Annotated in this window: 10 protein-coding genes and 1 pseudogene; 3 read left to right on the top strand and 8 right to left on the bottom strand. The window is 73.6% G+C overall.

From position 1 onward, the window contains the following. From ADY01_RS28020 to ADY01_RS28005, 4 genes and pseudogenes are all read right to left on the bottom strand, one after another. Positions 1 to 209: pseudogene (locus ADY01_RS28020) on the bottom strand (hypothetical protein); the annotation flags it as partial. A gap of 109 nt (positions 210 to 318) precedes the next feature. After that, positions 319 to 1,281: an electron transfer flavoprotein subunit alpha/FixB family protein gene (locus ADY01_RS28015; RefSeq protein ID WP_049579084.1), complete on the bottom strand. Its 963-nt coding sequence runs from the start codon at positions 1,279 to 1,281 to the stop codon at positions 319 to 321. 51 nt (positions 1,282 to 1,332) lie between these two features. Continuing rightward, on the bottom strand, positions 1,333 to 2,118 hold the full coding sequence (locus ADY01_RS28010; RefSeq protein ID WP_049579082.1) for an electron transfer flavoprotein subunit beta/FixA family protein: 786 nt from the start codon (positions 2,116 to 2,118) through the stop codon (positions 1,333 to 1,335). 120 nt (positions 2,119 to 2,238) lie between these two features. Then, on the bottom strand, positions 2,239 to 2,604 hold the full coding sequence (locus ADY01_RS28005; RefSeq protein ID WP_049579080.1) for a TlpA family protein disulfide reductase: 366 nt from the start codon (positions 2,602 to 2,604) through the stop codon (positions 2,239 to 2,241). A gap of 217 nt (positions 2,605 to 2,821) precedes the next feature. Here ADY01_RS28005 and ADY01_RS28000 point away from each other — a divergent pair, with 217 nt between their 5' ends. Beyond that, entirely contained in the window at positions 2,822 to 3,541 is a 720-nt protein-coding gene (locus ADY01_RS28000; RefSeq protein WP_049579078.1) for a lysophospholipid acyltransferase family protein, read from the top strand. Positions 3,542 to 3,711: 170 nt separating this feature from the next. Here ADY01_RS28000 and ADY01_RS27995 read toward each other — a convergent pair whose 3' ends face one another. The 3 genes from ADY01_RS27995 to ADY01_RS27985 are packed head-to-tail and all read right to left on the bottom strand — an operon-like array spanning position 3,712 to position 7,012. Further along, a complete protein-coding gene (locus ADY01_RS27995) occupies positions 3,712 to 4,773 on the bottom strand; it encodes a threonine aldolase family protein (RefSeq protein WP_049579076.1) in 1,062 nt (353 codons plus the stop codon). Further along, the gene (locus tag ADY01_RS27990) at positions 4,770 to 5,558 is read right to left on the bottom strand and encodes an SDR family NAD(P)-dependent oxidoreductase (RefSeq protein WP_049579075.1); all 789 of its coding nucleotides are present in this window, start codon (positions 5,556 to 5,558) and stop codon (positions 4,770 to 4,772) included. Before ADY01_RS27990 ends, ADY01_RS27995 begins: the two co-directional genes overlap by 4 nt. Positions 5,559 to 5,611: 53 nt before the next feature. Continuing rightward, positions 5,612 to 7,012 carry a DUF6421 family protein gene (locus ADY01_RS27985; protein WP_049579073.1) on the bottom strand — a complete coding sequence of 467 codons (1,401 nt, stop codon included), beginning with the start codon at positions 7,010 to 7,012 and terminating at the stop codon, positions 5,612 to 5,614. Between the two features lie 145 nt (positions 7,013 to 7,157). Between ADY01_RS27985 and ADY01_RS27980 the strand changes: the two genes are divergently transcribed. Next, positions 7,158 to 7,841 (top strand): glycerophosphodiester phosphodiesterase, encoded by a 684-nt coding sequence (locus ADY01_RS27980; protein WP_049579072.1) that lies wholly within the window; start codon positions 7,158 to 7,160, stop codon positions 7,839 to 7,841. On the opposite strand, the gene ADY01_RS27975 is transcribed toward ADY01_RS27980, so the two are convergent. Continuing rightward, positions 7,825 to 8,406, bottom strand: a complete 582-nt coding sequence (locus ADY01_RS27975) for a GNAT family N-acetyltransferase (protein WP_049579070.1) — start codon at positions 8,404 to 8,406, stop codon at positions 7,825 to 7,827. The genes ADY01_RS27980 and ADY01_RS27975 overlap by 17 nt on opposite strands. A gap of 91 nt (positions 8,407 to 8,497) precedes the next feature. Between ADY01_RS27975 and ADY01_RS27970 the strand changes: the two genes are divergently transcribed. Continuing rightward, a partial coding sequence (locus ADY01_RS27970) for a DUF5134 domain-containing protein (protein ID WP_049579087.1) occupies positions 8,498 to 8,983 on the top strand: 486 nt, incomplete at its 3' end.

Here is an 8,983-nt window from a genome sequence, read left to right as displayed (position 1 = left end):
CTCCTCTCCTCCGCCCGAGGCGCCGGATTGTTATAGGAGACAGGGGTGGCCACCGGCTGACGGGTCGCCGGCCCGCCGGGGTAACGGCGGGCGAGGTCCGCGTCGATGTCGGCCAGGGTCTCGCCGACGGCGGCGATCACCTGGGGGCCGAGGCTGGTGGCCCGCCGTTCCTGCACTTCCTGCCGGTCCTGCCCGTCCTGCTGTCCCATGCGAGACCTCCGTCGGTATCCGGGAGTCGTCCTCCGCACCATGACGCCCGCGGCGGGCCCACCGCGGCACGGCACCCGGCCGGGGGGGGCGGCCGGGTGCCGTGGGGGGTCAGGACGTGCGGCTGGTGATCTCGTCCGTCAGGGCGGGGACCACCGTGAAGAGGTCGCCGACCACGCCGTAGTCGGCGAGCTCGAAGATCGGCGCCTCGGAGTCCTTGTTGATGGCGACGATCGTCTTCGAGGTCTGCATGCCGGCGCGGTGCTGGATCGCGCCGGAGATGCCGGTGGCGATGTAGAGCTGCGGGGAGACCGTCTTGCCGGTCTGCCCGACCTGCGAGGAGTGCGGGTACCAGCCGGCGTCCACCGCGGCGCGGGAGGCGCCCACGGCGGCGCCGAGGGAGTCGGCCAGGGCCTCGATGAGGGCGAAGTTCTCCGCGCCGTTCACCCCGCGACCGCCGGAGACCACGATGGCCGCCTCGGTCAGCTCGGGCCTGCCGGTGGACTGGCGCGGCTCGCGGGAGACGACCCGGGTGCCGGTGGCCAGCGGGCCGAAGGAGACGGCCAGTTCCTCGAGGGCGCCCGCGGCCGGGGCCGCCTCGGGCGCCGCGGAGTTGGGCTTCACGGTGATGACCGGGATGCCCCGGGTGACGCGGGAGACGGTGGTGAACTCGGCGGCGAACACGGACTGCACGGCCAGCGGGCCCTCGTCGCCCTGTGTGAGGTCGACGGCGTCGGTGATCAGCCCCGAGCCGAGGCGGACGGCGAGGCGCGCGGCGATCTCCTTGGCCTCGGCGGAGGAGGCCAGCAGGACGGCGGCCGGGGAGACGGCGTCGACGGCGGACGCGAGGGCGTCCACCTTGGGGGCCACCAGGTAGTCGGTGAACTCCGGGGCGTCGGCGGCCAGGATCCGCACCGCCCCGTGCTCGGCGAGGACCGGGGCGGCGGCCTCGGCGCCGGGGCCGAGGTGGACGGCGACCGGGTCGCCCAGGCGGCGGGCGAGGGTCAGGAGCTCCAACGTGGGCTTGCGGACGTCGCCGTCGGCGTGGTCGACGTGAACGAGGATGTCAGCCATGGGAATGCGTGCTCTCCATCGAGACGGGAAACGGACGAGGGGCGGGACGGTTCAGATGAACTTGCGCTCGGCGAGGAAGGCGGCCAACTGCTTGGCGCCGTCGCCCTCGTCGGTGACGACCTGTCCCGCGCTGCGGGCCGGGCGCTCGGTGGCGGAGTCGACGGCGGTCCAGGCGCCGGCCAGGCCGACCTGTTCCGCCTCGATGTCCAGGTCCTCCAGGTCCAGCGTCTCCACCGGCTTCTTCTTGGCGGCCATGATCCCCTTGAACGAGGGGTAACGGGCCTCCCCCGACTGGTCGGTCACGGAGACCACGGCGGGAAGCGCCGCTTCGAGCCGCTCGGTGGCCGCGTCGCCGTCCCGCCGCCCGGCGACCTTGCCGTCGGCCACCAGCACCTCGGACAGCAGCGTGACCTGCGGCACCGCGAGGCGCTCGGCGAGGAGGGCGGGCAGGACTCCCATGGCGCCGTCCGTGGAGGCCATCCCGCACAGCACCAGGTCGTACCCGATGTGCTCGACGGCCTTGGCCAGGACCAGCGAGGTGCCCATGACGTCGGTGCCGTGGAGGTCGTCATCGTTCACGTGCACGGCCTTGTCAGCGCCCATGGACAGCGCCTTGCGCAGCGCGTCCGTGGCGTCGTCGGGGCCCACGGTCACCACGGTGACCTGGGTGTCGTCGGCCTCCGCCGCGATGCGCAGGGCCTGCTCCACCGCGTACTCGTCCAGCTCCGAGAGGAGTCCGTCCGCCGCCTCCCTGTCGGTGGTCAGGTCCTCGGCGAAACCCCGGTCCCCCGCGGCATCGGGCACGTACTTCACACAGACAACGATCTTCAGGCTCACGCCGGCTCTCCTACTGCTCGTCGGTCCGCACTCGGGGCACGGGGAAGATCACCCGGTTAGTTACTCGTCAGTACATCCAGGGTATCCCCCCTAGGCAAGGATGTCTCACTGTGACGCCGACTACGCGCCCCGGGTCCCCTGTTGATCCCCCTGGTCCGCCGTGGCGAGGCCCAGGGCGGCGATGACGTCGGGGCGGCGCGGCTGCCCGGCGGCGCGTTTCACCACATTCCCGGCGGCGTCGAGCACCAGCACGGTCGGGGTGCGGTCCACGCGCAGGGCGCGCACGAGGTCGAGCCGGGACTCGGCGTCGATCTCGACATGCGTGACGCCGTCGACCAGGGCGGCGACGTCCGCCAGGATCCTGCGGGTGGCGCGGCAGGGCTGGCAGAAGGCGCTGGAGACGTGCACCAGCGTGGCCCGCGGGCCAAGGCGTTCCGCGCCGATGGCCGCCGCGTCCAGGCGGGTCGGCTGCCCGGATCCGCTCATCACCGGCCTCCCGTCACCGCGTTCGACGTCTTCGACGCGTGTCCTCGCTCGTGGTCGTCATGGCCCTCGTCCCGAGTGCAGCGCGCGGCTCCAGGCTTTCATTCCCGCACGCCCGGTCGGGGGCAGGGCTGGTGTTCCTCGCCACTTTGGGGCACGATCGGGCGTCGCCGGAAGTTACGGAGGCGTAGGTTCCCACCGCTCGGGAGAAGGGCCCCGCATGGCAGATCTCGTATACCCGCCGGTCATCGCGACGGCGCGGACGTTGTTCAAGGCGCTCGATCTGCGCTTCGACATCGGAGGCAGTGAACATGTGCCACGGCGCGGCGGCGCCGTGCTCGTGAGCAATCACATCGGCTATCTGGACTTCGTCTTCGCCGGGATCGCGGCGCGACCGGCCAAGCGCCTGGTGCGGTTCATGGCCAAGGAGTCGGTGTTCCGGCACCGGGTGTCGGGCCCGCTGATGCGGGCGATGAAGCACATACCGGTGGACAGGGCCCAGGGCGAGGAGGCGTTCGGCCAGGCGGTGACGGCGCTGCGCTCGGGCGAGATCGTGGGCGTCTTCCCCGAGGCGACCATATCCCCCTCGTTCACGCTGAAGAAGTTCAAGTCGGGCGCGGCCAGGATGGCTCAGCAGGCCGGCGTGCCGATGCTGCCGGTGGCGCTGTGGGGCACGCAGCGGCTGTGGACCAAGGGGCGCAAGCGCGAACTGCGGCGCAACCACGTGCCGATCACCATCCGGGTCGGCGAGCCGATGGCCGTGGACCCGGAGGAGTCGGCGGTGAGCGTCACCGAGCGGCTGCGCGGGCGCGTGCAGGAGCTGCTGGAGGCCGCCCAGCGGGCCTATCCGGCCAAGCCGAAGGGCCCCGAGGACAGCTGGTGGCTGCCGGCGCACCTCGGCGGCAGCGCGCCCGCTGCCCCGGTGGCCCAGAAGCCGTGAGCAACCGCCGTGCCCACCCGTGCCGTTGACAGCGGTCGCGGGGTCGCGGTGGTGTGACCTCCCCGGGCGGCGCGCGCCTACGTCCCCTTCGGCGCCCGGCGTCCTCCCCCGGCCTCCCCCAGACTTCGTCCGGGGGAGCGCTCGGTGACGGCGGGAGGCGAAGGAGAGGTCTACCGCGCCATCTCCTCGCTGAGCGCGGCCAGGAAGGCGTCGACGTCCTCCTCGGTGGTGTCGAAGGCGCACATCCAGCGGACCTCGCCCGCCGCCTCGTCCCAGAAGTAGAAACGGTGGCGCTTGCGCAGCCGCTCCCCCGCGTCGTGCGGCAGGCGGGCGAAGACCGCGTTGCCCTGGACCGGGTACAGCACCTCCACGCCCGGCACCCGGCGGGCGCCCTCCGCGAGGCGCCGGGCCATGGCGTTGGCGTGGGTGGCGCTGCGCAGCCACAGGTCGCCGGCGAGCAGGGCCTCGAACTGGGCCGAGACGAAGCGCATCTTGGAGGCGAGCTGCATCGAGTACTTGCGGATGTGCGGCATGGCGCGCACGGCGCCGGGGGTGAGGACGACGACGGCCTCGCCGAAGAGCATCCCGTTCTTGGTGCCGCCGAAGGAGAGCACGTCCACGCCGGCGTCGGTGGTGAACGCGCGCAGCGGGACGCCGAGGGAGGCGGCCGCGTTGGCGATGCGGGAGCCGTCGAGGTGGACGGTCATGCCGCGCTCGTGGGCGAAGTCGGCGACGGCGCGGATCTCTTCCGGCGTGTAGACGGTGCCGAGCTCGGTGGACTGGGTGATCGAGACGACCTGGGGCTTGGCCCGGTGCTCGTCGTCGAAGCCCCATGCCTCGCGGGCGATGAGCTCGGGGGTGAGCTTGCCGTCCGGGGCGGGCACGGGCAGCAGCTTGAGGGAGCCGACGCGCTCGGGGGCGCCGCCCTCGTCGGTGTGGATGTGGGCGGAGGCCGCGGTGACGACGGCGCCCCACCGCTCGCTGAGGGCCTGGAGCGCTACGACGTTGGCGCCCGTGCCGTTGAACACCGGGTATACCTCGGCGCGCGGGCCGAAGTGGGCGCGGAAGACGTCCTGGAGGTGGGCGGTGTAGTCGTCGGCGCCGTAGGACGTCTGGTGGCCGCCGTTGGCCAGGGCGAGGGCGGCCAGGATCTCGGGGTGGGCGCCCGCGTAGTTGTCGCTGGCGAAGCCTCGCGCCGCGGGGTCGTGGTGGCGACGGGCGTCGGTCGTCACGGCTGGGGGGTGAGCCACTGGCGGGTTCCGTTCACTTCTCGGGTGGGCCTGGTCCACAGGCCGCAGATGGCGTCGGCGAGGTCGGTGACGTCGGTGAACCCCTCGAACCTGGCGCCGGGACGCTGGTCGCGCATCCGCTGGGTGACCAGGGCCTTGACGACCAGCACGGTGGCGCCCGCGGCGGGTTCGCCGCCCGGGGCGGTTTTGCGGAAGCCGTCGGCCAGGGCGAGGGTCCACGCCTCGGCGGCGGCCTTGGCCGCGGCGTAGGCGGCGTTGCCCGCGGTGGGGCGGCTGGCGCCCGCGGCGCTGACGAGGACGTACCGGCCGTTCCCGCCGCGGGCGAGCGGCGCCTCGAAGGCGAGCGAGGTGTGCTGGACGGTGCGGATCAGCAGGTCGTGCAGCACGTCCCAGTCGGCGAGGTCCGTCTCGGCGAAGCTCGCCGAGCCGCGCCAGCCGCCGACGAGGTGGATCAGACCGTCGACGCGGCCGAACTCCTTCTCCGTCTTGGCCGCCCACGCGCGGGCGGAGTCCGGGGAGAGCAGGTCCACGGTGTCGCCGACGACGGTGGCGCCCCCGGCGCGCGCCGCGGCCACGCCCTCGGCCAGGCGCTCGGCGTCGGCGTCGGCCGCGACGACGGTGGCGCCCGCCCGCGCCAGGCGCAGCAGCGTGGCGTGGCCGGCGGGTCCGCCGGCTCCCGCCACCGCCACGACGGCGCCGTCGAGCGCCGCGGGCGGGCCACCGCCGGACGCGGTAGTGCCGGACGGGGCGGGGGTGGTTGGGGTCATCGAAGAGTCGCCTCCTTGCACGGGTCCATGATGCCGCTCCCTGGCGGCGGGGATCACGCGGCCCTGGTGGCGGGAGGGGCGGCGGCGGTGATGCCCCGGGTCGAGGCGATCACGGTGCGCAGCTTCTTGGCGAGGGCCTCGTAGAAGAGGCTGAGGGGGAACTCGTCCGGCAGGACGTCGTCCACCAGCTTGCGCGGCGGGAGCGTCAGGTCGAGGGCGTCGGGGCCCTTCGCCCAGCGGGAGCCGGGGTGGGGGGCGAGGTACCGGGAGACCAGGTCGTACGCCTTGAGCCAGTGAACGATCTTGGGCCGGTCGATGCCCCTGCGGTAGAGGGTCTCGATCTCCTCGCGCAGCGAGACGGTGACCGCCCGCGCGTGGTCCCAGTCGATGGTCAGCCGGTTGTCCCGCCAGCGCAGGGCGTCGTGCTGGTGGAGGTAGGCGAAGAGCAGCTGGCCGCCCAGGCCGTCGTAGTTGCGGTTGCGCTCGCCGGTGACGGGGAACCGGAAGAGCCGGTCGAGCAGCACCGTGTACTGCACGTCGCGGCCCTGGGCGACGCCGTCGGCGGCGAGGCGGCCCGCCTCGTCGAAGGCGGTGAGGTCGCAGCGCAGCTCTTCGAGGCCGTACATCCAGAACGGCTGCCGCTGCTTGATCATGAACGGGTCGAACGGCAGGTCGCCGTGGCTGTGGGTGCGGTCGTGGATCAGGTCCCACAGGACGAACGTCTGCTGGCAGCGTTCCTGGTCGTCGAGGAGCCCGCGGGCCTCCTCGGGGAGCTCCAGGCTGGTGACCTCGCAGGCGGCGCCGATGACGCGGCGGAAGCGGGCGGCCTCGCGGTCGCAGAAGATCCCGCCCCAGGTGAAGCGCTCCGGCGCCTTGCGCACGGCGATGGTCTCGGGGAACAGGACGGCGGAGTTGGTGTCGTACCCGCCGGTGAAGTCCTCGAAGGTGATGCCGAGGAACATCGGGTTGTCGTAGCGGGTGCGCTCCAGCTCGGCCAGCCAGTCGGGCCATACCACGCGGAGGACGACGGCCTCCAGGTTCCGGTCGGGGTTGCCGTTCTGCGTGTACATGGGGAAGACGACGAGGTGCTGGCGGCCGTCGGTGCGGGTGCCGGTGGGCCGGAAGGCGAGCAGGGAGTCGAGGAAGTCGGGGACGCCGAAGCCGCCGTCGGCCCAGCGGCGCAGGTCGGTGACCAGGGCCCGGTGGTACGCCTCGTCGTGCGGCAGCAGGGGGGCGAGCTCCTCGACCGCGGCGATGACGCGGTCGGCGGCGCCGGTCATGTCGGCACGGGTGGGCGCGTCCTCGGCCCCGAAGTCGATGGAACCGTCCCGCGACTGGGCCGGGCGGATGGTCTCCACCGCCTCCTTGAGGCTCGCCCAGGAGCGGTGGGACACGACGCGGCCGGTCGTTGCACCGCCCCCGTTCGCGGTGATCGACGCCAGAGTTTCCGTCACGACCCCTCCTTGACAGCAGATATTCGCGCATAAGCACGGTATCCGGAGAAGATCTCTCGATCAACCGCACATCCGGGGATCCCTTGTCCGCCACCCGGTGTCCGCCGTTCAACCTCCGTCCACCGGCGGCGCCTAGGGTGACCGCATGCCGCTGCTGACTGTCGGACACCGCGGGCTGATGGGTGTCGAGCCGGAGAACACCCTGCGGTCCTTCCGCAGGGCGGATCGTTTCGGCGTGGATGTGATCGAACTCGACCTGCATCTGAGCAAGGACGGCGAGCTGGTGGTGATGCACGACGCCGAGGTCGACCGGACGACGGACGGCTCGGGGGCGATCGCCGATCTGACCGTCGCGGAGCTGCGGGGGCTCGACGCGGGGCTCGGGGAGCGGGTCCCCGTCTTCGGCGAGGTGGTGGACGCGGTGGGCGCCCCGATTCAGGCCGAGATCAAGGACCCGGCGGCGGCCCGGGTGCTGGCCGGGGTGATCCAGAGCCGCCGGCTCGGCGGCCGGATCACGGTGATCTCCTTCCACGACGAGGCGCTGCGCGAGACCCGGCGACTGCTGCCCGGCGTCGGCATCGCGCTGGTGACCGGCGAGACCACGGGCAGTGCGCCGGAGCGCGCGACGGCGCTCGGCGCGGGGATGATCTCCTGCGAGCTTCGGGAGCTGGACACCGGCGTGGTGGAGCGCGCGCACGCCGCCGGGCTGAGGGTGATCAGCTGGACGGTGAACACGGACGCGGACCTGGCGCGCGTCCGCGCGCTCGGGCTCGACGGGGTGGTGACCGACCGGCCCGAGATCGTGCGGGCGGTCAGGGCAGCGGCTTGACCAGGAGTTCGAATTCGAGACCGGCGCGCAGGGGGACGCCGAAGCGCTCGTCGCCGTAGGGGAAGGGGCTCCTCCGCCCGGTGCGGACGTAGCCGCGGCGCTCGTACCAGGCGATCAGCGCGGTCCTGGCGGAGATCACCCGCATCAGCATCCGCCGAGCGCCCCACTCGCGCACGGCCAGGCGTTCCGCCTCGGCCAGCACCAGCCTGCCGAGGCCCCCGGCCTGCCGCTCGGGCCGGACGGCGAACATGCCGAAGTGCGCGGCGCTCGGGCCCGCCCCCTCCTCGGGCTCTCCGCCCGGGGTGTCCGCCTCGTCGCCGCGGGAGACGAGGCAGCAGGCGACCAGCTCGCCGCCCCGCTCGGCCAGCAGCAGCCTGCTGTCCTCGTCCTTCAGGGCGGGCAGCACCTCGTCCGCTCCGGTCCGCCTGCCGTCCAGCAGGTCCGCCTCGGTGGTCCAGCCCGCCCGGCTGGCCTCGCCCCGGTACGCGGACTCGACCAGCGCCACGATCGCGGAAACGTCGGCCTCGGTCGCCGTGCGGAAGGTCAGCCCAGTCGTCGCTGTCACCCGGGCATCGTAACGGCGCGCCCCCGCACGCCTCCGTGCGCTCCCGTACCGGGGGCGGGGGCCGGGCATCCTTCCCGCGGGGAGGTGGGCGATGCACGGCCCTGAGCCGGTCGGCTGGCTGCTGGCGGCGCTCTGCGCGATCACGGGCGGGTACTGCCTGCTGCGCACGCGCGCCGCCGCGCCGCCGGCCCGGCACGCGGCGGGCGTCGAGGCGGTGATGGGCCTCGGCATGGCGGCGATGGCCGTGCCCGGTGGGTCTCTCCTGCCGCCCGCGGCGTTCGCCCTGCTCTTCGGGGCGGTGGCGCTGTGGGCGGCCACACTGCTGTGCGCCGGGGTCGCGCACCAGGGGCACCACGTGGTGGAGGGGCTGGCCATGGTGTACATGGCGGTGGCGATGGCGGCGAGCTCCCCCGGCCGTGCCGGGCATGGTCCCGGCGGCGCGCCGCTGGTGACGGGGGCGCTGCTGGCGTACTTCGCGCTGTACGCGCTGCGCACCGGGCCGCGGCTGCTGCCCGCGGCCGGTGGGTCCGCGGGCGCGGGACGGGCCGCGGGCATGGGCGGAGGGCGGGCCCCGGTG

This window comes from Streptomyces sp. SBT349 (assembly GCF_001083795.1).
Taxonomy (GTDB): Bacteria; Actinomycetota; Actinomycetes; order Streptomycetales; family Streptomycetaceae; genus Streptomyces.
The sequence above is the reverse complement of the archived record's forward strand: the minus strand, read 5'-3'. Positions and strand labels throughout refer to the sequence as shown.